The 25,564-nt window shown below is 36.7% G+C and carries 27 protein-coding genes; all 27 read right to left on the reverse strand.

Annotated features, from left to right (window positions below):
- Positions 1 to 72: 72 nt before the first annotated feature.
- Positions 73 to 1,770, reverse strand: a complete 1,698-nt coding sequence (locus tag BM157_RS02435) for a methyl-accepting chemotaxis protein (RefSeq protein WP_090139837.1) — start codon at positions 1,768 to 1,770, stop codon at positions 73 to 75.
- A 473-nt stretch (positions 1,771 to 2,243) separates the two neighbouring features.
- Complete coding sequence (gene tsf / locus BM157_RS02440; protein ID WP_090139839.1) at positions 2,244 to 3,329, reverse strand: translation elongation factor Ts; 1,086 nt, start codon at positions 3,327 to 3,329, stop codon at positions 2,244 to 2,246.
- A gap of 103 nt (positions 3,330 to 3,432) precedes the next feature.
- On the reverse strand, positions 3,433 to 4,161 hold the full coding sequence (gene rpsB, locus BM157_RS02445) for a 30S ribosomal protein S2 (protein ID WP_055174425.1): 729 nt from the start codon (positions 4,159 to 4,161) through the stop codon (positions 3,433 to 3,435).
- A gap of 215 nt (positions 4,162 to 4,376) precedes the next feature.
- Complete coding sequence (locus BM157_RS02450; protein ID WP_055307028.1) at positions 4,377 to 4,937, reverse strand: hypothetical protein; 561 nt, start codon at positions 4,935 to 4,937, stop codon at positions 4,377 to 4,379.
- A gap of 98 nt (positions 4,938 to 5,035) precedes the next feature.
- Positions 5,036 to 5,656 carry a DUF6115 domain-containing protein gene (locus BM157_RS02455; RefSeq protein WP_055174421.1) on the reverse strand — a complete coding sequence of 207 codons (621 nt, stop codon included), beginning with the start codon at positions 5,654 to 5,656 and terminating at the stop codon, positions 5,036 to 5,038.
- Positions 5,657 to 5,670: 14 nt separating this feature from the next.
- Positions 5,671 to 5,985, reverse strand: coding sequence for a hypothetical protein (locus BM157_RS02460; protein WP_022502679.1), 315 nt, complete (start codon positions 5,983 to 5,985; stop codon positions 5,671 to 5,673).
- 36 nt (positions 5,986 to 6,021) lie between these two features.
- Positions 6,022 to 7,629, reverse strand: coding sequence for a DUF342 domain-containing protein (locus tag BM157_RS02465; RefSeq protein ID WP_022502680.1), 1,608 nt, complete (start codon positions 7,627 to 7,629; stop codon positions 6,022 to 6,024).
- A gap of 53 nt (positions 7,630 to 7,682) precedes the next feature.
- Positions 7,683 to 8,441: a FliA/WhiG family RNA polymerase sigma factor gene (locus BM157_RS02470; protein ID WP_022502681.1), complete on the reverse strand. Its 759-nt coding sequence runs from the start codon at positions 8,439 to 8,441 to the stop codon at positions 7,683 to 7,685.
- Positions 8,442 to 8,476: 35 nt separating this feature from the next.
- Positions 8,477 to 8,791, reverse strand: coding sequence for a hypothetical protein (locus tag BM157_RS02475; protein ID WP_022502682.1), 315 nt, complete (start codon positions 8,789 to 8,791; stop codon positions 8,477 to 8,479).
- Positions 8,792 to 8,795: 4 nt separating this feature from the next.
- The gene (locus tag BM157_RS02480; protein WP_022502683.1) at positions 8,796 to 9,287 is read right to left on the reverse strand and encodes a chemotaxis protein CheD; all 492 of its coding nucleotides are present in this window, start codon (positions 9,285 to 9,287) and stop codon (positions 8,796 to 8,798) included.
- 27 nt (positions 9,288 to 9,314) lie between these two features.
- Positions 9,315 to 9,944 (reverse strand): chemotaxis protein CheC, encoded by a 630-nt coding sequence (locus BM157_RS02485; RefSeq protein WP_022502684.1) that lies wholly within the window; start codon positions 9,942 to 9,944, stop codon positions 9,315 to 9,317.
- Positions 9,945 to 9,973: 29 nt separating this feature from the next.
- Positions 9,974 to 10,447 carry a chemotaxis protein CheW gene (locus BM157_RS02490; protein ID WP_022502685.1) on the reverse strand — a complete coding sequence of 158 codons (474 nt, stop codon included), beginning with the start codon at positions 10,445 to 10,447 and terminating at the stop codon, positions 9,974 to 9,976.
- A 15-nt stretch (positions 10,448 to 10,462) separates the two neighbouring features.
- On the reverse strand, positions 10,463 to 12,550 hold the full coding sequence (locus BM157_RS02495) for a chemotaxis protein CheA (protein WP_055174414.1): 2,088 nt from the start codon (positions 12,548 to 12,550) through the stop codon (positions 10,463 to 10,465).
- A 1-nt stretch (position 12,551) separates the two neighbouring features.
- Positions 12,552 to 13,742 (reverse strand): chemotaxis-specific protein-glutamate methyltransferase CheB, encoded by a 1,191-nt coding sequence (cheB, locus tag BM157_RS02500; RefSeq protein WP_022502687.1) that lies wholly within the window; start codon positions 13,740 to 13,742, stop codon positions 12,552 to 12,554.
- Positions 13,735 to 14,475 (reverse strand): flagellar brake protein, encoded by a 741-nt coding sequence (locus tag BM157_RS02505; RefSeq protein WP_022502688.1) that lies wholly within the window; start codon positions 14,473 to 14,475, stop codon positions 13,735 to 13,737. The genes cheB and BM157_RS02505 overlap by 8 nt, the downstream gene beginning before the upstream one ends.
- Before the next feature lie 43 nt (positions 14,476 to 14,518).
- A complete protein-coding gene (locus tag BM157_RS02510; RefSeq protein ID WP_055175030.1) occupies positions 14,519 to 15,397 on the reverse strand; it encodes a MinD/ParA family protein in 879 nt (292 codons plus the stop codon).
- 2 nt (positions 15,398 to 15,399) lie between these two features.
- A complete protein-coding gene (gene flhF, locus BM157_RS02515; protein ID WP_055174412.1) occupies positions 15,400 to 16,731 on the reverse strand; it encodes a flagellar biosynthesis protein FlhF in 1,332 nt (443 codons plus the stop codon).
- Positions 16,731 to 18,770, reverse strand: coding sequence for a flagellar biosynthesis protein FlhA (gene flhA / locus BM157_RS02520; RefSeq protein ID WP_022502691.1), 2,040 nt, complete (start codon positions 18,768 to 18,770; stop codon positions 16,731 to 16,733). Before flhA ends, flhF begins: the two co-directional genes overlap by 1 nt.
- Positions 18,771 to 18,845: 75 nt before the next feature.
- Complete coding sequence (flhB, locus tag BM157_RS02525) at positions 18,846 to 19,970, reverse strand: flagellar biosynthesis protein FlhB (RefSeq protein WP_055174408.1); 1,125 nt, start codon at positions 19,968 to 19,970, stop codon at positions 18,846 to 18,848.
- A 1-nt stretch (position 19,971) separates the two neighbouring features.
- Complete coding sequence (gene fliR, locus BM157_RS02530) at positions 19,972 to 20,748, reverse strand: flagellar biosynthetic protein FliR (protein ID WP_055174406.1); 777 nt, start codon at positions 20,746 to 20,748, stop codon at positions 19,972 to 19,974.
- 18 nt (positions 20,749 to 20,766) lie between these two features.
- Positions 20,767 to 21,030, reverse strand: coding sequence for a flagellar biosynthesis protein FliQ (gene fliQ, locus BM157_RS02535; RefSeq protein WP_022502694.1), 264 nt, complete (start codon positions 21,028 to 21,030; stop codon positions 20,767 to 20,769).
- Between the two features lie 18 nt (positions 21,031 to 21,048).
- Complete coding sequence (fliP, locus tag BM157_RS02540; RefSeq protein ID WP_022502695.1) at positions 21,049 to 21,840, reverse strand: flagellar type III secretion system pore protein FliP; 792 nt, start codon at positions 21,838 to 21,840, stop codon at positions 21,049 to 21,051.
- 13 nt (positions 21,841 to 21,853) lie between these two features.
- On the reverse strand, positions 21,854 to 22,228 hold the full coding sequence (locus BM157_RS02545; RefSeq protein WP_022502696.1) for a flagellar biosynthetic protein FliO: 375 nt from the start codon (positions 22,226 to 22,228) through the stop codon (positions 21,854 to 21,856).
- The gene (locus BM157_RS02550; RefSeq protein ID WP_022502697.1) at positions 22,228 to 22,590 is read right to left on the reverse strand and encodes a response regulator; all 363 of its coding nucleotides are present in this window, start codon (positions 22,588 to 22,590) and stop codon (positions 22,228 to 22,230) included. Before BM157_RS02550 ends, BM157_RS02545 begins: the two co-directional genes overlap by 1 nt.
- 114 nt (positions 22,591 to 22,704) lie before the next feature.
- Positions 22,705 to 23,985, reverse strand: coding sequence for a flagellar motor switch phosphatase FliY (fliY, locus tag BM157_RS02555; RefSeq protein ID WP_090139841.1), 1,281 nt, complete (start codon positions 23,983 to 23,985; stop codon positions 22,705 to 22,707).
- A gap of 3 nt (positions 23,986 to 23,988) precedes the next feature.
- Complete coding sequence (fliM, locus tag BM157_RS02560; protein WP_022502700.1) at positions 23,989 to 24,972, reverse strand: flagellar motor switch protein FliM; 984 nt, start codon at positions 24,970 to 24,972, stop codon at positions 23,989 to 23,991.
- A gap of 59 nt (positions 24,973 to 25,031) precedes the next feature.
- Positions 25,032 to 25,556: a hypothetical protein gene (locus tag BM157_RS02565; RefSeq protein WP_022502701.1), complete on the reverse strand. Its 525-nt coding sequence runs from the start codon at positions 25,554 to 25,556 to the stop codon at positions 25,032 to 25,034.
- Positions 25,557 to 25,564 lie beyond the last annotated feature (8 nt).

Genomic DNA, 25,564 nt, shown 5'->3' on the forward strand with positions numbered 1-25,564 from the left:
AAAAATGTATTGCATTATAACAATCATTATCCGATTAATTATAACACAATACATTATATTCTTCAATATTAATTAATCTCTAAGTGTGAACTGTGAAATTAATTCATTCATAGCTTCTGCCTGTGCAGAAAGCTCTTCACTTGTAGCAGAACACTCTTCTGATGCTGCTGAGTTAGACTGTACAACTTCTGAAATCTGGTCGATTCCCTTTTCAGCCTCTCTCATAGCTGCAATCTGAACATTAGAGTTCTCGCTAAGCTGCTTAGATACATCAGCAATATCATTGATTCCCTGAACAACTGAATCCATTGATTCAGCAACCTTCATAGCTACTGTATTACCTTCTTCTATTTCATTTAATGCACCTTCAATAAGAGTTCTTGTATCAACGGCTGACTGGGCACTCTGGTCAGCAAGCATTCTAATCTGCTCAGCAACAACTGCAAAGCCCTTACCAGCCTCACCTGCTCTTGCTGCCTCAATAGCTGCATTAAGAGAAAGAAGATTAGTCTGGCTTGCAATACTTTCAATATCAGAAATGATATTCTCAATCTTCTTAGATGTATCACTAATACGCTGCATAGCTTCCATAAGTGAGTGCATCTCTACCTTGCTGGCATCAGCATTCTTCGCATGGTCTACAGCCTTGTCACTTGTCTTTTGTAAATTATCTGCTGTATCTGCAATCTGCTCAGTAAGAGTTGCTATTGTAGCCTGAAGCTCTTCAACAGCTCCAGCCTGTTCTGTAGCGCCTTCTGCTAATTCCTGTGCAGACTGTGCAAGGTTCTCTGAACCTACTGTTACCTGCTGTGATGATTCATCAACACTCTTAAGTGTAGCATCCATCTTTCTATTCATATTACGAATTGCATCTTTAAGATTAACAAATTTACCAACATATTTATCTTCGATATCTGTCTTAATCTTAAAGTTACCGGCTGCCATCTCATCCATAAGTCTGCTTAAGTCGCTGATGATAAGATTAAGGTCAGCAGCCATCTCCTTAGCTACATTATTCATATAAGCTATCTCATCATCAATCTCACTTTCTGGGAATTCGCTGTCAAGATCACCTGCTGCGAACTTCTTAAGTCTTTCAGCCAATGCTTCTACTGGCTTCTCAATATTATCAGCAATTCTTCTTCCAAGGTGTGTTGACATATATACACTAAATGCAATAATTGCAACAACTAAAACAATTAATATATACATAAGAACATTCAATGTATTCTGTACTTCATCACCCTTAGTAACATTGATATCCATTATATTCTTTAATGCAGCATATACATTATCGTACATAGGTGAAAGCTCTTCAATCTCTTTCTTCTGAGCTGCACCAGAAGCTCCATTATCTGTTGTAGCACCCTGCTTTAAAATGCTGTCAGCCTTGGTCCAGTAACCATTAAGTGCTGATTCAACCTGTGCATAAGCATCTTTACCGGCCTTAGTTACTATTGTCTTCTCAACATCTGCCATATAACCTTCAATTGCTGACTTCTTAGTCTCATAATCCTTCTGTTCATCAGCAATCTCATTCATATCTGTATAACCAATTACAGCTCTTAACGAACTTCTTGCCTCAGAGAATGTTGTCATAGCCTTACCAATATCTCCCTGGGCAAATCCATAATTAGTAAGTGCATTATGATACTGGCTGCTTATTGCAAATAATGAAATACCACATATAACAAGACCAATACTGCATACAAGAGAAATTATAGTAAAGCTCTTGTTCAACCTTTTTCTAATCGAATCTTTTACATTCATATCTTTCTCCTTTTTATGTAACTTTTTTGTTTCATACAAGGCGTGCATAAAATACACATAATATTATACCCCGCATATATTAATTGTCATATGCTGATATTTTATATCCTGATATATAACATACTAATATATACTTCACAGCATTAGATGGTTCTTTTAATATGACATAATAAATCCAATTTTCCAACAATTATTATTCAAGATTAACACGTCTCATATATAACTTAAATTTATTATATCAATCACTCTTTTATATTTCAATAGAAATTATTAAATTTCATTAAATACTATTCAGAACAAAGAGTCACTTTGTGACTCTTTGCGCGCCCATGTGGGCACGCAAGTGCATCTTCATCTCCACATGGGTCGCATCCTTGCGGAGTGTTTTTACTTTATAGGAAATGCAATTTCCTATAAAGTAAAAAACCATATCCTGTATTAACAAGATATGGTTTAGTAAATATAATTATTAATTACTGAAGCTGAGCTGCAACTTCCGCTGCGAAATCTTCATTCTTCTTCTCAAGACCTTCACCAACTTCAAAACGAACAAAGTTCTTAATAGTAAATGGTGAACCAGCTGCCTTGCCTACTTCTGCAATATACTTAGATACTGACTGCTTTCCATCCTCAGCCTTAACATATACCTGATCCATAAGGCAGATTTCCTTAAGCTGCTTAGACACACGGCCTTCTACTAATCCATTAAAAATCTTATCAGCAGCAATATTAGCTCTGTCAGCTAATGCAAGCTCAGCTAACTGAGAAGCAGCTTCCTTTGAAAGGAAGTTGAATAAATACTGCATATTGCTCTTATGTTCTTCATATGTTGCAATATCTTCATCGCTCCATACTTTATCATTAACAGCCTTATCAATTAACTTATTTAAGATTGGCTTTGGAAGAGTAGCTGGGTCATTTAACGCACTCTCTTCGATGATTTCTCTTAACTTAGTAAGTTCTTCCGCTGACATATCATTTCTACTGATATACTGTGGGTTCATAGCTGCTATCTGCATAGCAATGTTAGTAAGTGCTTCTTTAACTGCATCTCCTGTAGCACCTTCTGCTGCAACAAGAACGCCAATTCTTCCACCACCGTGAACATATGAAGCAACACAGTCACCTGTAAGCTTTTCAAATCTTCTTAAAGAAAGCTTTTCACCGATTACGATAGTCTTTTCTTCAAGCTCAGACTTCATATCAAGAATTGCACATACATCTTCGCCATCTCCAGCCTTATCAACTGAAGCCTTAAGAGCCTTATCAGCTACGTTCTGAACAAATTCCTGGAATACAGCGTTCTTTGCAACGAAATCTGTCTCTGAGTTAACTTCTACTACTACTGCTGTGTTGCCTTCTGATGCAACTCTTGTGATACCTTCTGCTGCGATTCTGCCGGCTTTCTTTTCTACCTTAGCTGCTCCGCTCTTTCTAAGAACATCAACAGCTGCTTCCATATCTCCATCTGTCTCTGTAAGAGCCTTCTTACATTCCATCATACCTGCACCAGTAGACTCTCTAAGTTCTTTAACCATTGCTGCTGTAATTGCTGCCATTTTACTTTCCTCCAAATTATAATATTTTAAAATAATCTTAAAAAATGCTTCAACCTGAAACTACAGGCTGAAGCATACATAAACTTAAGTCAAACCTTAAATATTAAGCTTCCTCAGCTACTTCTTCTGCATCAGCGGCTACAGCTTCTTCACCCTGATTAGCTTCGATAACAGCGTCAGCCATCTTTGAAACGATTAAGTTAACAGCTCTGATAGCGTCATCGTTACCAGGAATAACATAATCTAATTCATCTGGATCACAGTTAGTATCAGCGATACCGATTAATGTGATACCAAGTGCGTGTGCTTCCTGAACGCAGATTCTTTCCTTCTTAGGATCTACGATAAAGATAGCATCTGGAATTCTCTTCATTTCCTTGATACCACCAAGGTTCTTCTGAAGCTTTTCTAATTCCTTCTTTAAGTTAATAACTTCCTTCTTAGGAAGAACATCAAATGTTCCATCTTCCTGCATTGTTTCGATTTCTTTAAGTCTTGCAATTCTTGACTGGATTGTCTTGAAGTTAGTGAGCATACCACCTAACCATCTTTCGTTAACGAAATACATACCACATCTTGTAGCTTCATTAGCGATTGCATCCTGTGCCTGCTTCTTTGTACCTACGAAAAGGATTGTACCACCATCAGCAACGATATCAGAAACTGCCTTATAAGCTTCATCAACCTTTCCTACTGACTTCTGTAAATCGATGATATGGATACCATTTCTTTCTGTGTAGATGTACTCAGCCATCTTAGGATTCCATCTTCTTGTCTGATGTCCGAAATGAACACCTGCTTCAAGTAACTGCTTCATTGAAATTACGCTCATTTTAATACCTCCATTGGTTAAATTATCTTTTGCAGGCTTCCTGGATTATGCAACACATCCCGTATAGCCACCGTCTGCGTACAACGGCACCCGCTATGCCATCCACCTGCATGCTTTTTCACACGAAATGTATTATATCAATACCATTAAATAATTGCAAGCATTTTTTATACAAAAACAAACAGCAAAGATAAATACAGGCTGACCAAATAATCTTAGTCAGCCTGTGTGTTATTATTATTATCTACATCGCTTCTTGTTATTATTCTTGCGATATTCTCATATGAATCACCCTTAATCAATTCAAAGTTGCCCTGCTGGACTATTCTTGAATATCCATAAGTTGCCATATACTGTGTAAAAGCATCTGCATCTTCTATAACACCCTTATTCTTAAGTATCTTTGATATATCAGCCGCAACCTTTATATTCTTAGGATTGATATTAACTATAACCTTATCTTCCTCCGATACATACCTTGTTGTAGCTGTAGTAGAACTATCCGTCGCTTTTACTACCGAATTCTTTGCTGTGTCAGCTGATGTTGTATCTTCGTTACCCTTATTCTCTGAATGTTCTGTGCTTTCAGCCTGTATTGTTTCATTATCTTTATCCGATTGTGTTGTATAGGCTATAACAGAACCAGTCGTCTCCTGTGGGACATTTGAACCATTAACATTATTATTAACCGCTGTAACTTTGTCAGCAATAAGCATAATAAGAACTGCGATAATAATTCCGCTTCCAAGACCGCTTAAATAATATCTTAACTTCATTGTATAATGCACCTGTTCCTTAATTCTAACATAATTTCACCTGATAACAATCAGTATTAATCACTTTATACACTAACCTCATTAACCAGTAATTACTTTTATTCGCCTGCTGCATTAACATATAACTTGATAACAAGACGAACCTCTCCAACTCCAAACTTTAAACGTTTAGCTATATCAATATCGTTATAGCCATTATTATATAAGGTCATAATCTTCTGATTCTTATCTAACTTATCATCAAGTGGAAATTCATCAACACTTATTCTCTGTGGTGCTTTCTGTGTTTCATCAAGCTTTATAAGTCTTTCCCTTACTGTTCCCATTCCTCTTGCCTGTGTGTTAGTTGCATTGACACTCTTAACTGTAGTCTTAATCTCTTTATCCTTCTCGTTAAGCATATCATACATAAACATTACTTCATTATGATTACGATTGATTTCTTTTAGAACATTGTCTGCATACTCATTCATTTCAAGAATCTTGGTATTGGATATTTTATCAAGGCTTGCCTCAGTCTTTTCTTCTATATCCTGCATTTTCTTCTCAATTATGTCATCTATAGCCTTTGATACCTGTGACACTTGCTTTGCCGAATCATAATCTGATACATATGAAGCAGTATCAGCCTGTTCTTTATTATCAGTTATTCCAAGTATAATGCTTATTATAACGCATATTATACCTATAACTATTAAAACTATCGCTACAGTTCCCATTATCTCTCCATTAATCATACTTTGACGTCAAAGTCTATATCTTCCAAGTCTTTAATAAACACTTTACCGTCTTCTGATGTCTGATTTTTCCTTTCTTTATGTCCAGACTGATACTCGTTATCACTTTTATCCTTAGCATCAAACTTTTTCTGTCTGTTATTAGGGTCTTCTTTATGATTCACCTGTTCAGCTCTTGTGTGGATATCTTTCTGTAACTGAACCGCCGTCGTCTGCTGTTCTACCATAGGTCTGACATCTTCATTATGTCTGACTTGTGATACCGTATTCTGCTGTTGAATCATACCAAATTCCATCGGTCTTACTATCATATCAACACCTCTTTATCACAATTAACCACTTAATAATTAAAGTGGCAGACTCTTTATTTCAGCTCCTTCTTTTCTGAACTGGCAATAATCATATTTTTCTTTCAGGAACATACATATATCACCAAACATAAGCTTAGTACCAACATAAGCCCTGTTGCTTACCTTTATACAAGCATTCTTTTCTTCACCTATGCAGGATCTTATGTCTTCGTATTCTTTCTTTTCTTTAGCCAGCTGCTGATCCATAACCAAAAGGTTACGCATAGTCTTTGAGAGCATCTCCTGCTTCTCAGGACTAAGTGTTCCTTCTGCATCCTGTTTCTTTCTAAGTGCTGTCATAAGCTGTGCAAGCTGGATTTTCTCATCCCCCATCTTACTCAGGCCCTTCTTAAGCTCATCCATCCGCTTCTTCATTGTAGGGTCAACACCAACTCCTACAACTGTAGCTGTACCCATTTCATTACCTATGGTCTTTGCCTGTATCATAACTGTTGATTTAACATCGCCACCTATTATAAGACCATTCTTTCCATTGGCATTGATAACACCTTTAGCTACTACCTTGCTATGAAGAATAGAATCTGCTTCAATATTACCGCCTGCCTCAACAAGCTGTACGCTTTCTATGAACTTGGATACAATTTTACCGCCTGCCTTTATAACAGCCTTGTTCATTCCCTGAACTCCTCTGTTTAAAGTGATATCTCCACCAGCTATTACTGTTGCACCTTCAACCACACCTGTAACTACTACATTGCCCGATGCCTTAACAGTAAAGCCTGCAAGTACATTTCCTTTAATACTGACATCACCATTGTAATCTATATCACCAGTTGAGTTATCTACATCAACAAGCTCAAGCACATTAGATACAAACACTTTATCAGACTCAAGTACTACGTGTCCGCTTACCAGTGTAATTAATTCTTTGCCATCTTCCGATATTACAAGATTACGCCCAAATCTGAACACAACGTGCTTTACCTTATCTGGATTAACACTTCTGTTAAGTACATCTGTTCCAGCTTCACCAACATACTCTGGATGAAGAACTGCAACTGTATCTCCCTTGGTTACATGATTAACATTCTCTAATGTATGGAAATCTACTGTGCCATCCTCGTTCATCTTTGGTCTTGGCTTTAATTCTGTATTGAACTTATATTCAACATAACCTTCCCTGCCGCTTACCGGCTCAGTTCCTTTAGCCACTGTATAGGCTTTGCCGTAATGCCTGTCTTTTAAAAACGAGTCTATAACTTCTTCATCCACACCATAAGTAACACCGATATGCTGTAAATCCCTTATAATCTCATCTTTATCTAACATTCCACCATTCTCAAAAGGAGGATAGAAACAAGCTTCCACCCTCATACAATCACTGCTTATTCTGTAATCAGCAAATTCACTACATTCCAGCTGACTTTCTTCTGACACCTTAACAGTTGTCTCTGCCGCCGAACCTGCCTTAACAGCTTCCATAAGCTTTACACTATCACAGCTTATATTCTTATTATCAACATAAAACATTACATCATCAATGCTGGCTGCTCCATAACCAGACTTAGGTGGATATACTGTAATATATAATCCATCTTCCTTTGATGAAAATTGAAAATACCCTGACATACATTCTTTAATCATATATGACTCACTTTCTGCTTTTTGCCACTATATTTCTGCACTACAGCTTTTGTCTACGCTGGAAACATATAATCACCCATTATTTTCTTCATTTTACTGAGAGCCTTGGTATGAAGCTGCGATACCCTTGATTCTGAAACATCAAGCGTCATACTTATCTCTTTAAGAGTCATATCCTCATAATAGTATAACACAATAACACTTCTCTCCTTCTCTGTAAGAAGGTCTATTGCCTGTACAAGCTTCTTCTTAAGTTCTTCTTTCTCCACTACATCTTCTGGTTCTTCAAAATGTGAGTTACCCACGCTCTCCATCTTGACTTCACTTCCAGCTTCTGTATATTCATCCAATGATATAAGATTAGAAGACTTCATCTGACCTTGCCAATCGCTTAATTCATCCATTGAAATCCCTAATTCCAACGCAAGTTCATCATCTGTTGCTACTTTGCCGCTATCTGCCTCAATTTTAGCCATAGCAGCATCTATTTTCTTCTGTTTCTGCCTTAAGGACCTTGGAATCCAATCCATTTTACGAATCTGATCGAGAATCGCACCTCTTATCCTTAAACTGGCATATGTCTCAAACTTGACATTCTTACCACTATCGAACTTGTCTATCGCATCAATCAGACCAAATACACCATATCCTACAAGGTCGTCATATTCAACATTATAGCCAAGATACATATTCATTCTTCCTGCAACAAGCTTAACCAGCTGTGCATATTCAACTATGAGCTGTTCACGGATTTCGCTGTCGTGACTTGCAATATACTTTTCCCATAGCCTGTTTCTTCCCGCTTCATCCATACAAAGAATGCCCCCGTACTTAATAATAATGTATATTATCTGTTAGCTCTCTGATTACCATTCATAGCGTCAGATTCATCATTTTTGCCTTCCGTGGCCTCTTTTTCTTCGGCCTCAAGCCTCTCTTTTTCCTTCTCTAGTCTTTCAGCTTCTTCCTGTTCTTCTGCTTTGGTAATCTTTCTGTCTACTATAAAACATATAATTCTGCTCACAGCATAAAAACACACCATTACCCCTATAAGAATCCACAGGAATGAAACAAGACTATACCTGTTGATTATCATAACAACAGCAGTAATAAATCCAGCAAGCAATGTTACTATAGCAGAAACATTTCTAAATCTTTTCATAAGCTTATATAACCTTTCTTGGCTTACCAACTGATTTTATTACATATTCTCCCGTCTCTGAATAAAATTCAACTGTACGTCCATAATTCAATCCGCAATCTTCTGATAATAAACGTATATTTAATTCAGATAACTTCATCTTAACAGCCGCCACATTACGTTCACCCACTCTTAATGTGTCGTTGTTAGTATTCATCGCAAACATCTGAGCACCTCCAGCTATCTTGGCAACAAGCCTTACTTTGCTTGCTCCTAACTTTAGCATCTGGGCTACAAGCTCATCTATTCCACTGTCTGCATATTTTGCTTTATTAGAATTATTTCTAAACTGTGTACTGTCTGGCAGCATACAGTGCAGAAGTCCACTAATCTTAGTAACTGGATCATATATAGCAACTCCTACACAAGAGCCAAGTCCCAGAGTTGTTAAAACATCTGGTGACTTACCTACTTTTAAATCTGCCATACCCACTTTTATCATCTCATCTAAATTCATAATGTTACTCTCATCCCAAGAATATTATCAGCTAATAACTCCTAATGAACGAAGAATCTTATCGTATGATTCAAGCTCTGGAATAAGAAGAAAATATCCTTTAACAAAATCTAATTCGCCAAACTGTGTCTGAATTAATAATAACTTATCACCATACTTACCAAATTCTGATGCCGGAACACTTAAAAGTGCTCCAATCATATCTATAGTCATCTGCGGAACAGTCGCTATAATATTAAGCTTTGTAAGTGATGATATAGCAGTAAGATATGAACCTGATGCTATATTACCAATTTCATTCAATGCCGACATTTCCATATCAGTAAAATCTGCACTCTCATCAACAACATCATCATTCTGTAACATAAGGCTGTTAACAAGGTGATGTGCCGACTTAGTATCAAATATGAATAACATCATACCATCGATATCGCCCTCTAATCCCAAAAGAATTCCAACAACAGTCTGATCTTCACTTCCTATAATTGTTGATATATCCTTGAACTGTATTAAAGCAACATTAGGTACAGACATATCCATCTTTACGTTAAGCATTGTAGACAATGCTGTTGTAGCATTGCCTGCACCTATGTTACCGATTTCCTTTAATACATCTAACTGCATATCATTGAGCTGTTCTAAATCTACGTCTGACATATTAAACCTCAATTCCTAACATTTATATTTTATTTATTCTCTACAATAAGGCTGACTATGTCTAACAATGAAATAAGCTCTCCGCCATGCTTTCCGATTGCACTTATATAATTATTAGTAACTTCATCACCTGCTGAACGGTTAACACTTTCTGTGTCATCACTATTAAGTGTAACAACTTCTCTAACCTCGTCAACAATAATACCAATTGTAGCACCTTCAACCTTGACAATTATATATCTTGTCTTATCTGTGTATACATCATCCTCTAAGCCAAGCTTTAATCTTACACTCATTACCGGGATAATCTCACCTCTTAAATTGATTACTCCCTTATAATAATGCTGAGTCTTAGGTACTCTTGTAATATCCTGCTTTCTTACAATGTTATCAATATATTTGATATTGATACCATACTGCTCATTACCAATCTTAACTACTATATACTGTACAGTTGTTGAAACTTCTTCTTTCTTTTCTTCTATTGCATTAACATTCTCCATAACTAATGCCACCTCCTATACTAATGTGTTCGCATCGATAATTAAAGCTACTGAACCATCACCAAGAATAGTTGCTCCACTTATCATTCTATTAATATTAATATACTTGCCAAGTGACTTAATTACGATTTCCATCTGACCAATAAGACTATCAACAACAAGACCTGCGAGCTTGTCACCCTTTCTTACAATTACAACTGTAATTGTATCTGACTCTTCCTGTTCACCCGGAACATCAAGAATATCTCTTAATCTTATAAGAGGTATTACGCTTCCTCTTAAGTTGATTACCTCTTTAGCATGTATATACTTGATATCAGTTACTGGAACATCTTCAATTGTTTCAATAGCACCAAGTGATATAGCATATTTCTCATCTCCAAGCTTAACCATAAGAGCTTGAATAATAGCAAGTGTAAGTGGAAGTCTGATACTGAATGTACTTCCTTCGCCATACTTTGTCTTAACTTCTACATCTCCACCAAGTGCTTCAATCTTAGACTTAACAACATCAAGACCAACACCTCGACCTGATACATCTGTAATCTTCTCTGATGTTGAAAAGCTTGGTCTGAATAAGAGGTCAATTGCTTCTTTCTCTGTCATAGCATCAGCCTGTTCCTGAGTAACTGTACCCTTCTCGACAGCCTTTGCCTTAACTCTCTCTATATCTATACCATTACCATCATCAGATACTTCGATAACAACATTATTACCTTCCTGGAATGCATTAAGGTAAATAGAACCAACTTCCGGCTTACCTCTTTCTGCTCTTACCTCAGCACTTTCAAGTCCATGGTCAGCAGAATTTCTTAAAAGGTGCATAATAGGATCACCAATTTCATCAAGGACAGTTCTATCAAGCTCTGTCTCTTCACCAGTGATATAAAGCTCCATTTTCTTATTGAGCTTCTTATTAAGATCTCTGATCATACGAGGGAACTTACTGATTACACCTTCAATAGGCATCATTCGTACCTTCATAACTGATTCGTGAAGGTTAGTTGTTACTCTTTCAAGGTATTCAATCTGTTCTGTAAACTTCTGATTATTAGTTGTTGCTGCTTCGTCTGAAGAAATACTTGCTGATACAAGACCATTCTTAGCAATAATAAGCTCGCTGACAAGGTTCATAAGGACATCAAGCTTATCTATATCAACTCGTACTGTATGACTTACAGCCTTGTTATTAGCTGTTGCCGCCTTCTTAGCTGGCGATGCAGCCGCTGTCTTCTTAGCTTCTTCCTTCTTGGCTGGCTCTGTAACAGCTGGCTGTTTCTTAACTTCTTCCTTCTTCTCTTCTTCTGCTGGTGCATCATTAACTTCTTGAAATGGAACTGTTATTGCCTTTCCTTCTGCTGTCTTAATCTCTGATACACTCTTAATAATAGATATTACTTCATCAAGGCTTTCGTGAGATACAACAACTATTGTGAAATCTTTCTCAAACTTCTCATCTTCTATATCCTGTGTTGATGGCTCTGATTTGATAACATCGCAATGTCCTTCAAGATTCTTAAATACAAGAAATGCCCTTGCTGCCTTAAGTATACAATTCTCATCAACTGTTACTACTATCTCATATACTCCAAGACCCTTCTTTAATGCTTCATTAACTGCATTCATCTCAAAGTCTGCAAAAACAAGCTCAGATGTTGTTCCCTGTGCTGCTTCTTCTGCTGGCTGGCTGGCTGAAGCTTCTTTCTTCTCCTCTACTTCATTACCGCCAATGAATGAATTAAGTGCTTTTATTATAGGTTCATTATCATCGGTTCCTTCATCCTGTGTATTCTGGATATTGGAAACATAACTCTCAAGTGCATCAAGGCACTTGAACAATACATCACACATATCTGATGTAACTTTAATATTACCATTACGTACTTCTGAGAATACATTTTCCATATCGTGTGTAAGATTCTGCATTCTCTTATATCCCATAGTACCAGCCATACCCTTTAAAGAATGTGCTGCTCTGAATATTTCATTAATAGTATCACTATTCTCTGGTTCTTTCTCAAGAATTAATAACTGATCACTAAGAGACTGTAAATGTTCATTTGATTCATCAATAAAAATCTCTAAATACTGGCTAACATCCATTTTAAGACACCCCCACGTTTTTTGTAATTGCTTCAGCTACACGGTTTAATGGAACTACTTCATTGACCAGTCCCGTGCCAGCTATTGCCTTTGGCATTCCATATACTACACTGGTCTCTTCATCCTGAGCTATAACATATATGTTCTTATGATTCTTGTTAAGAGCCTTAATACCATTGGTACCATCTGCTCCCATACCCGTAAGGACTACACATGTAATCTCATCATAATTACTTGATGTAAGTGATTCATACATCACATTAGCACACGGTCTTAAGCCTTCTATTGGTGGTTCTGTGCTTAACTTTATAACTGAGTCAGTTCCTTTCTTCTCAATTCGTATGTGCTTACCACCTGGTGCTATATATACCCAGCCTTTCTTTATTACATCACCATCTGCGGCTTCCTTAACATTAATATCACTCATCTCGTTAAGTCTTGCTGCAAGTGACGCTGTAAAACCTGCCGGCATATGCTGAACAAGAACTACCCCTGCATCAAGCTTTGCCGGAAGCATAGGTATAACCTGCTGCAATGATTTAGGGCCTCCTGTTGAACAAGCAAGTGCGACAATCTTCTTCTTTCCAGTCTTAACACTTGTAAACATACTTCCATCAACCTTCTTGGCTGGTGTATGTACAACTGTTCTTACTGGTGCTGGAGTAATACCTGTACTTCTTGTTCTTTCTGTACGGGCTATGACCGATGTTAAAGTTCTGCCGCTCTTTAAGTCTTTCTTTACCGGAGCTATTGTCTTTGACATTGATGTACGTCTTATAGATGCCTTGGAATTAGTTGCAACATTGAGCATCTCGAATATTCTATTCTTGAATTCAACGCTCTTAGTTTCAAGATAATTCTCAGGCTTAGTGACAAAATCAAATGCTCCATATTCAAGAGCCTGAATAGTCTCTTTAGCACCTTCCCTGGCAACAGTACTTACTACAATTACAGTCTGTTCAATATGATCCTTCTGTAATCTTTGCAGGAGTTCCAATCCATTTAGCTTTGGCATATTGATATCAAGAATGACTGCACTGTATTCGTAAGGATTAGAAACAATCATATCTAATCCCTCAAGTCCATCCTTGGCAATAGCCGCAACTTCGTATTCATTGCTTTCGTTGATTATATCAGATATTACCCTTCTCATAAGTGCAGAGTCATCTATAACCAATATTTTTTTAGCCATTACTACTCAACTCCTTTTTTAAGATATTTCTTTGCTGTCCAAATATATATTTAATAATCTCCTCTCTGTCGAGTCTGTCAATATCGACAAATTGAAGTCTATTAGCAAATAATGTTCCATCATTATCATTAGCTCTTGATTCTACAACCTTGCCAATAATGCTTTTATGTGATATTGAACCATCAATATCTAAGTCAAAATCTAACATCATATAATCATCCTTCTGATATTTCTTCTTTGACTGAAGTCTTATTCCACCACCGCTTATATCAACAATCTTGCAGTTATCTATATCTTCCTGTTCTTTGCATGCAGTCTTTTCTTCTGACTTTGTATTTGTGACAGCTTCTTCATCTGCTTTTACATTGAGCGTTATAACCTTTTTCACACTCACCGGAAGAACACAACTGAGTCTGAAATATTCTCTTCTCTGGAACTTAAGAAGTTCTGAATCTAGCTGTATCGTAACTGTATGGATATTGTTATCCCTGCCTCTGTCAATTGCAGTGCAGTCAGCTCTGAATATCTTAGTTCCTACATAGAAATATGCATCAAATCTTTTCCCTGCCTCAAGTGGCACAATACGTCCTTCATATATTGGCATAGCACACACAATGCTGTCATCATTAAAATCTAATATCTGGCTTGCATATACTATTCTTTCTTCGTTATTTCTTAGTGACTTCTTTGACACTAATTCCATTCTGCTTCCTATTACAAGTGGTTTGAACATTACTGACACCTCCATACACATAGATTATCACTTTACAAGGTAATTACATCTTGCGTGAAAATACATTTTTAAAATAACTTCTAATTCCCTTTTTATGCATTGGAGCATCCCCTTCATTTCCTAACAATTCCTCAGCTATATACCTAAAATGCCTGGCTGCAAAAGAATTAGGGTATACTATTGTAACAGGCTTCTGCTTCATAACTGCCTTCCTTACAGTTGAATCCTGCGGAACACTTCCAAGATATTCCATATTAATCCCTAGGAACTGTGTTACAACTGCATTAAGCTTGTCATAAAGATTCTTTCCTTCACTCTCTGAATCAACTCTGTTAGCTACCATTCTTATTGTACACTCTTCGCTCTTGTAATTCTCATTCATACTGAGTGCTTTAAGAAGTGCATATGAATCGGTTACAGATGTCGGTTCAGGTGTAGTAACTATGATTGTCTCAGGACTTGATAACAGGAATTCCATAACACTAGGTGATATTCCAGCTCCTGTATCTATTATTATTATATCTGCCAGTGCCTCAAGGTCTGACAGCTTATTAACCAGTCTTTTAATCTGTTCCTGGTCAAGATTAACAAGATTAGCTATCCCAGAACCTCCAGAAATAAATCCAACTCCCTCTGGTCCTTCTGTTATAATATCTTTAATCTCCTTGCCCTTAAACATAAGGTCGCTTAAGTTATATTCTGGTATAACACCGAACATAACTTCAACATTAGCCAGACCAAAATCTGCATCAAGTATTATTACTTTCTTGCCCATTCTTGTAAATTCAAGTGCAAGATTGACCGAAAGATTAGACTTGCCAACACCTCCCTTTCCGCTTGTTACAGCGATAACTCTGGCATTGGTAATGCTGTTCTGATTTTGTTGTCTAATTATATTACGCAGATTTTCTGCCTGATCCATCATCATTCGCCGCCTCCTAAAAGCTGTTTGGCAATCCACTGCTCATTGATTACTTCAATGTCATTAGGAACATTCTGTCCTGATGTCGTATAAGCAAGTGGTCTGTCTGTCAACATTCTCAGATTAAGGATGTTGCCAAGTGAACAAGTTTCATCTAATTTAGTAAAAATAATTGACCAGTCTACATCATCATATTTGTCCGCTATACTCTTAAGATCTTTATATTTAGTTGTTACACTTAATGTAAGATAGCTTTCAAAATCAAACTCATCTTTTCTTTGGACAACCTGCTCTATAAATGACTTTAATTCATCCATCTGGTCGTCTGCTTTATGCGAACGTCCTGCTGTATCAATAAGTATTAAGTCATAATCCTTATAATCTGTAAGGCTCTTATCCATATCCTCAACAGAATACACAACACTTACAGGGCAATCTATAATAGAAGCATATGTATTAAGCTGCTCTACAGCCGCTATTCTATATGTATCTGCTGTAATAAATGCAACTTTTGCCTCATGCTCTAACTTAAAGCTTGAAGCTATCTTGGCAATTGTAGTAGTCTTTCCTACTCCTGTAGGTCCTATGAAGAATACGACCTTCGCCTTATCTGATAATGTAATAGCCCTAGGCTTTCCAAGCTTTAATATAATCTTCTGGTATACTGCAGAAAGAATACTGTCTATGTTAGACTCTTTCTTTAATGAGTTCTCAATCTCACCAATAATTTCATCTGCATATCTGCTGTCAACTTCATTATCAATAAGCTTCTTATAGATTAACTGTAATGATTTGTAGTTAGCATTTTCTCTCTGCTTAACCTGCTGTCTTTCAGTATTATCAGATGATGCAGGCTTAATATCTGTATCATCATTATACAAGCTTCTTACGCTGCCTGCCACCCCTGAATAAGGATTAGACACTGTTCCCTGCACATCAGCCGGCTTATTAAAACTCTGGTTCTGTAAAAGATCGTGCAGCGAGTCAAGCTTCTGCTCTATCGCAGAAGCCGTCGAAGATGACGACAGATTAACTGAATCATCAGCCACAAGATTAATCGATGGAAGGCTTCCTGTTGAAACCATACTTCTGTTAATCATCTGTTCTTTATTCATTGTATTATCAAATGATGGTCTTGACTTGTTAATTCCATCAACAAAATCTTTTTCCTCAAGAGCTGCCGTAACTTCTACAGCATCTTTCTTAAAAAGCTTTGCAAAGCCTCTCTGCTTAATTGTCTTAACATTAAGCACAACTGCTGTGCTTCCTAATTCTTCCTGAGCTTTTATTATTGCCTCTCTTTCTGTAGGCGCTTGAAATTTCTTAACTATCATTATGCTGTCACCATCCCAACTGACTGTAATTCAACATTTGATTCCACTTCATTATATGAAATCACAATTATATCTTTATAGTAATCAGATGCTAACTTCTTAAAATACAATCTGACTATAGGCGAAGTTATAACAATCGGATTCTTTCCCATATCTTCAAGCTTCTTTAATTCTTCACCTAAAGAATCCATAATAGCTTTAGTACGGGCAGGGTCAAGTGACAGATAAGCTCCCTGTTCTGTATTCTTAACAGCCGCCATAATCTCCTGTTCAACCTTAGGGTCAAGAGTAATAACATTAGTAACCTCGTTAGGTGGAAAATACTTGCCAGAAATAGCACGCTTAAGGCTCTGTCTTACATATTCAGTTAATATATCTGTATCTCTTGTGACTGCCGCGTGATCAGCAAGTGTTTCAAATATAGTTACAAGATCCCTGATTGATATGCCTTCTGATAAAAGGTTCTGTAACACCTTCTGTATCTCACCAATACCGATAAGCTTAGGTACAAGCTCATCAATAAGTGCCTGGTTATTATCTTTAATATTGTTAATAAGATTCTGAACATCCTGTCTTGTAAGAAGTTCTGCAATATGCTGTCTTATTACTTCAGTAAGATGTGTAGCCATTATTGATGGTGGGTCAACAACAGTATATCCCATAGATTCTGCTCTTTCTCTCTGGCTTTCAGTAATCCATATGGCTGGAAGATGGAAAGATGGTTCAAATGTTGGAATACCTGTTATCTCTTCTTCTACATAACCCGGGTTCATCGCCATATAATGGTCAAAAAGTATCTCGCCCTCACTTACCTGTATGCCTTTAATCTTAATTACATACTGGTTAGGATTAAGCTGTATATTATCTCTTAATCTGATAATTGGTACTACCGCACCAAGTTCAAGAGCTATCTGTCGTCTGATCATTACAACTCGGTCAAGAAGATCACCCCCCTGATTAACATCGGCTAAAGGTATAATACCATAACCAAACTCTAATTCGATTGGGTCTACATTAAGCAAAGAAACAACATTTTCCGGCTTTCTGATTTCCTGAGCCTCATTTTCTTCTGCCTCTGCCATCTCCTCGATAGTTGCCTCGCCTGTCTTATCCTTTAACTTTCTTCCATAGATAATAAGTGCTACACCAAGTGGCACAAATATGTAAAATGGAAGTGGTGTTCCTACACCTAATAATATAAGTGCTGCACCTACCATAATAAGGACCCTGTCCATTGAGAACAACTGTCCAACCATCTCGTCACCAAGTTCACCCTCGCTTGATGCCTTAGTAACTAATATACCTGTTGACAAAGATATAAGAAGTGAAGGTATCTGTGAGCAAAGACCATCACCAATTGTAAGGATTGAATATGTAGAAAGTGCATCATTAATGGACATTCCATTATAGAGCATACCCATTGCAATACCACCAACAAGGTTGATTGCTGTGATAATAAGACCTGCTGTTGCATCTCCCTTAACGTACTTGGTAGCACCATCCATAGAACCAAAGAAGCTGTTCTCCTGCTGTAACTTCTTTCTTCTCTCTGCCGCTTCCTTATCAGTAATAGCACCTGTATTAAGATCTGAATCAATAGCCATCTGCTTACCAGCCATAGCATCAAGAGTAAATCTTGCTGTTACTTCTGATACTCTCTCAGAACCTTTATTGATAACTATAAACTGTACAATAATCAATACTATGAATATGATGGTACCAATTACAAGATTACCACCACCTACGAATTGTCCAAACACAGAAACCACGTGACCTGCATAACCATCTCTTAATATCATCTTAGTTGATGATACGTTAAGAGAAATTCTAAAAATTGTTGTAAATAAGAGCATTGTTGGGAATGATGCCATATCCAATACTTCTTTAGCAAACAATGAGTTAAATAATATAACTAAAGCCACCATTATATTAAATGCAAGCAAAATATCAAGTAACCATGAAGGAATTGAAATAATAAAGAATAATACTGCTGAAAGAATATATATTCCAATGAATAAGTCATTTCTCTTTAGCTTCACTTTATTTCTCCTTCCCATATCTTTTCATATCTTAATATCACAATATTGTAATATTAATAATAACACATATTTATATTATAATCTATTATTTGTTTTCATAACTGCGGCAAGAATTTCTGCAACTGCCTGATATAATTCCGGTGGTATCTCCATACCAACATCTATATTATGATATAGAATTCTCGCTAGTGGTTTATTCTCCACAATAGCAATATTATATTCCTTAGCTTTATCCTTTATCTGAAATGCAAGATAATCAGCACCCTTTGCAATTACTACTGGTGCCCTGCCCTCATTAGGTTCGTATTTAAGGGCGACTGCAAAATGTGTTGGGTTAGTAATAACTACATCCGCCTCTGGAAGCTGCTGCATCATTCTTCTTCTTGATACTTCCTGCATACGCTTTCTGATCTGTCCCTTAACCTGAGGATCACCCTCGGAATTCTTATATTCATCTTTAACTTCCTGCTTAGTCATCATATTATCATTCTTAAACTTGTGTCTCTGATACACAAGGTCAGCAAATCCGACTATCAGAAATATCGCACTTATCTTAATGCCAAGACCTATAATTATATCTCCTACTGTTGAAAGTGCTGTATTAAGACTAATATCATAGAATGTAAGAAGAACATTCATTTTATCTTTTATCGTTGAATATACAACAGCAATTATAATTGTAATCATCACTATTGATTTTAGCAGCTCTAATAACTGTCTTACAGAGAACATTCTCTTAAAGCCACTCAACGGACTAATCTTGCTTAATTTGGGCTGCATAGGCTTTGCTGTTATCATCCACTTCTGCTGTAACACATTACCAAGTATCGCTATTATCACAGCTACAAGAAGTATTGGAATTGCAAGCGTAATAACCTCTGTTGCAAGCTGTCTTAATGTTGCTACTGCCCAGCCGGTGGATAAGCCATCACCGCTGTCATTGCCTATTACTACAATTGCCCCATATATATTCTTAAATACATCTATAAATCCAGTGCCAAGTCTTCCAACATAAATCTTTAGGATAATAAACAATGACATCAAAGAAATGGCTGTTATTATCTCTTTACTTTTAGCTACCTGTCCTTCTTTTCTTACATCATTAAGCTTCTTACTTGTAGCCGGCTCTGTCTTTTCCCCTCCGGGACCATCTTTAGCAAAAAACTGAAGGTTCAGCCTTAATATAAGTTCATTCTCCATATCAGCTCATACCCCTTACCAATGCTGTAAATATGCTTTGAATTTCTTCCAGTATGAAATTAGAAACAGCTGGAAGCATACCTATTGTAAAAAGAATTACAAATATTCCAACAAATATCTTAAGCTGCATACCAACAACGAACATATTCATCTGTGGTGCTATCCTTGCAAGTATGGCAAGAATACAGTTAAGAAGAAGTGTTGTGGCAAACACCGGCAGTGCTATTCTGAAACCTATAACAAAATAATCTGTCATAAACTGTATAACAGTCGAATATATCGCACCGCTGAATTTGACTCCACCTATAGGTATAACATTATATGTCTCAACGATAGCTTCTATAAGAAATCTGTGCATACCTGATATTATAAGCAAAAGCATTAACATATAGTAATAGAAGTTGCCCATAATACCCACCTGCATTCTTGTTGTAGGATCATATAACTGTGCCATAGATATACCTATATCCATATCAATTATCTTACCTGAGAACTGTATAATCTGAACACAAAAAAAACTCGCCGCACCAAGTATTACTCCTACTATTACTTCTTGCAGTGCAATTATACAATAATCAATCATATTATCATATTCTACCGACATATCTGGATGAATAGCATAAACAATCACACTAAGTGCAATTGCAAAACCAACTTTAAACTTTCGTGGAACATTGGCAGTATTAAAAAAAGGTGCGGCATAAACAAATGAAGCTAATCGAATTAATATTAAAACAAATAGCTCAAATTGTCCAAGCGCAACCTCATAATTAATCATTATATCTTAATCCTTTAATTAAATATACTGTGAGAAATTCCACAAATTCCCCATAAATCCTGTAATCTGATTTAACATCCATGCCCCCAAAAGCATTAATGTTAAAAGAATTGCAATAAGCTTCGGCACAAATGTCAAAGTCTGCTCCTGAATAGATGTAAGTGTCTGAAAAAGACTTATAACCAAACCAACAATCATTGAAACAAGAAGTACAGGAACAGCTGTTTTTACTATAATCCATACTGTCTGCCTTGCAATATTAATAACTGTACCAGTATCCATATATCAGTCCCACCTTTATTATTTGAATGTCATCATTAAATTACCAATAATCAAGTTCCATCCATCTGCCATAACAAACAGAAGTATCTTAAACGGTGTAGATATTGTTGTTGGTGGGAGCATCATCATACCCATTGACATAAGCGTTGAAGATACTACCATATCAATAACAATAAATGGAAGATATATAAGGAAACCAATAATAAATGCAATTCTCAATTCACTTATTATAAATGATGGAATTAAAACCCTTAATGTTATATCATCTTCTGATTTGACTGAACCTTCTTCATATCCTGCAATTTTAAGGAATGTATCCAGATCCTTGGTAGAAGTCTGCTTTAACATAAATGTTCTTAGCGGCTTAATACCTTCATCAAATGCCTCCTCTGCCGTCATCTCATTATTAGATAGCGGCGTTATGGCATTATCATATATCTCTGTAAATGTTGGTGCCATAACAAACACCGTCAAAAACAATGATAATCCTATAATTATCTGATTAGGTGGAACAGTCTGTGTACCTATAGCTGCTCTTGTAAAATGCAACACTATAACAATTCTGGTAAACGAAGTAAGCATAATAAGTATTGATGGTGCTAACGATATTACTGTCAATACAATCAACATCTGTAAAACGCTTGCCATATCACTGCCATCACCTGCCGATATGCCTATGCTTATAAGATTGTCATCACCTTCCGCAGCAAGAACCTTAGCTGTAACGCCACACATCACACCAAATACTGCACTGACTGCTGCAAATCCTCTTATGCATGACTTTTTATGCTTTCTCAACCAATGTAACATACAATAAACCCGCCTAACCTTCTGGCTTGTCCTTTTTAAATTTCTCCAAAACAGCCTTAAAACTCTCCTTATTAATTGTACCTGTATCACTAGAAGAATTATATATAAGCTCATCTTCATTCAATTCACAAAGAAAACTCACATTATCTTTAGTAACAGCTATTGCAAAACACTTCCCGCCAACCTTAATAACCTGAATATACTTTGTATTAGATATACGCATAGTCTCTAATATCTGTATATTACTTCCGGAAAGCTTATTCTTCTGGTAATTACCAACAAAACGGGTTGCAAAATATGTAGCTGCCAATACAAATATAAATACAATAAGAAGAGTAAAAAGCTGTGCAAATGCTTCAAGCCTGCTGCTCATAAGTGCAACTGTCATTATCCAACAACTTTCTGAACAGCCTCTAATACTCTATCTGCCTGGAATGGCTTTACGATAAAATCCTTAGCTCCTGACTGAATTGATTCAATTACCATTGCCTGCTGACCCATAGCTGAACACATAATTACAGCTGCGTTAGGATCTGTTTCTTTAATCTTCTTAAGTGCTTCAATTCCGTCCATCTCAGGCATTGTAATATCCATAAGTACGAGGTCTGGCTTTAATTCTGCATATTTCTCAACAGCCTTAGCACCATTCTCAGCCTCTCCTGCGATATTGTAACCATTCTTTGTGAGTATATCCTTAATCATCATTCTCATAAATGCTGCATCATCACAAATTAAAATATTCTTAGCCATATGAATCTCCTATCTTAACTAAAATATAAATTATTCACTAAATAAAAATCCGTAAGTATTATACATCATCAAGTCCAATTTTGATATATCTTTTTATTAAAAAACAATAAATTATTACTTGATAATTTCTGTAATTCTTACACCGAAGTTCTCTTCGATTACAACAACTTCACCTTTGGCAACATATTTGCCATTAACTAATACATCAACTGCTTCTCCTGCAATCTTGTTAAGTTCAACGATTGTTCCCGGTGCGAAATCAAGAATGTCTTTAATTGACTTTGATACTCTTCCAAGTTCAACTGTTACTTCAAGAGGCACATCCATAATCAAATCGATGTTCTCCTGCTGAACAAGTGGATTAACATCAGCCTGAAACGGCTGAAATGATGCCGGTGAAACATTAACATCCTTCACAGGTGCCTGCTGCATTGGCATTCCGTATCCATAAGGCATACCTTGCATTGGCATTCCATATCCGTAAGGCATACCCTGCATTGGCATTCCCTGCTGCATCATACCCTGCTGTGACATATCTGGCATTGGCTGCTGTGGTACTGTAGCTGCCTGTGGTGCTGTAGCTGCCTGTGGCTGCGGTGCTGCCGTCTGTTCAGCGGGTGTTGGTTCTGTGCTTGCTGAACTGTTATCTGACTGTGCTTCCTGATCAATTGAGAACATTGTTAAAAGTTCCTTAGCAAAATCAATAGGATATAACTGCATAATCTCACTATCAATTAAATCCCCTATCTGCATCTTAAATGCAACAATTACAAAATTGTCATTTAAAAACTGTGGAAGTGTTTCATCCATCTCATTATATGTTTCAACAATATTAGCAATTGGAGGACTTATATCTATCTTCCTGTTAAACATTGATGAAAGAGAGGTAGCTGCTGAACCCATCATCTGGTTCATAGCCTCACCTATTGCACTAAGATGCAGATCTGTAAGTTCTTCTCCATCATCTACATTTCCTGTGCCTCCCATCATAAGGTCAGTAATTATCTTAACATCTCTCTCCTTAAGAATAAGTACATTATTGCCATCTATACCTTCCTTATATCTAATCTGAAGCATTACACAAGGTCTGTCATACTTTCTAGAAAGCTTATCCCAATCTGCTACCTCAACCCTAGGAGTCGTTATATTAACCTTCTGGTTAAGCAGTGAACTAAGTGTTGTCGCTGCTGTACCCATACTTATATTAGATATCTCGCCAACTGCATCTTTCTCAGTATCAGAAAGGGCCTCTGGTTTATCGGTGTTCGGAGTATTATCACTTGCAGACTCATTACTTTCCTGTGGTGTCTCCGATGTTTCATTGTCAGCACTATCATCAGCAGACATTCCATTCAATAATGCATTGATTTCATCCTGTGATAACATACCATCCATCTTTTACTCACTCTCCTCTCTAATTACGTCCGTTATTCTAACTGCGTATTTATCTTCAAAGTAACCAGGTAATGCTTTAAACTTCTTGATGTTGCCAACATAAACATCGAGTTCCTGATCAACTTTTTTATCAATTTTAATAATGTCCCCCACCTGAAGGTTAATGAAATCAGATACATTAATCTTGGATTCACCAAGCAATGTCTTAACAGGTACTTTAGTCCTGCTGATTGTCGATTCAATAACATCTCCATAAAGCTTAGGATCTTTTTCCTGCATATTAGCAAACCAGAACTTCGTATTAAGCTTGTCCATAACTGGCTCTAATAATGTAAATGGAAGACATACATTAACAAGACCTTCAACATCACCTATCTTGAGATTAATAGTTATAATTGCTATTGTTTCAGTTGGTGATATTATCTGTGCAAACTGAGAATTTGTCTCTATTCTTTCCAATCGCGGAGTTACTTTAATAACATTTTCCCAAGGCTCTCTTAAAAGATTAACGCATATTGAGAATATTCTTTCTATTATCGAAAGCTCAATCTCCGAGAATTCTCTTTCTTTATCAAGAGCTGCTCCTGCTCCACCTAACAATCTGTCTACAAATGCAAATCCCAGATTAGAAGCAATCTCCATAACCATATTACCTGATAGCGGAGCCATACTTACTACTCCAAGCAGAACTGGATTTGACAAGGCATTTGAGAATTCTGAATAGATTACTACTTCCGAATTGACTACGTCAACACTGACTGCTTTTCTTAAATAGGCTGGAAGATTGGTTGCCAGAAGTCTTCCAAAATGCTCGAATATAATCTCCAATGTTCTTAAATGTTCCTTTGAGAACTTAGATGGTCTTGCAAAGTCATAGTTCTTCACCTGTTTCTCTTCGCCATTCTTCATCTCATCAACATCAAGTTCACCACTGCTTAACGCCTTTAGAAGATCATCTATCTCGCTTTGCGATAAGACCTCTCCCATGTCTTCCTCACCTCCTTGTATTCATAATTAATCTTTAACATTAAACACATTCCCCTATATTACTGGACTACTACTGATACAATAACAGATGTTATACACTCAGTCTGGAATGTATCTTGAAGTGTTGCTAAAAGATTAGATTCCACTGTTGTCTTGCTTGCTGCTATTGTACTATATGTATATTTCATAGCCTCTGTCTGGACTGCGTTTACAATTACTTTCATACCATTGTTAATAGTTGTGCTCTTAGATGCATAATCCTTAGCCTTAGTGTTAAGTCCAAGAGTTACATTAACAATTGCATAATGTGTCTTACCACCATCTGTGTAAGATATCATAATATCATTAGAACCATTATTGCTTACATCTACATAAGCTACATCTTCTATGCTTGTGCCAGCTGATGTTGACTTACTGCTGTTATCAACACCTGCAACATCCAGGTCAATAATCTCCGAAACCTTAGTCACAAGCTTATTAGTCTTGTTGTTAGTTGATACAAGTGAAAATGTAAGTATAACAGTAAGCACAAGATTCACAAGAACTAGTGCAAGTGTTATAACATTTAACATACTTTTCTTCATAAACTTTC

Origin of the sequence: [Lactobacillus] rogosae (assembly GCA_900112995.1) — a bacterium.
GTDB classification, from domain to species: Bacteria; Bacillota; Clostridia; order Lachnospirales; family Lachnospiraceae; genus Lachnospira; species Lachnospira rogosae.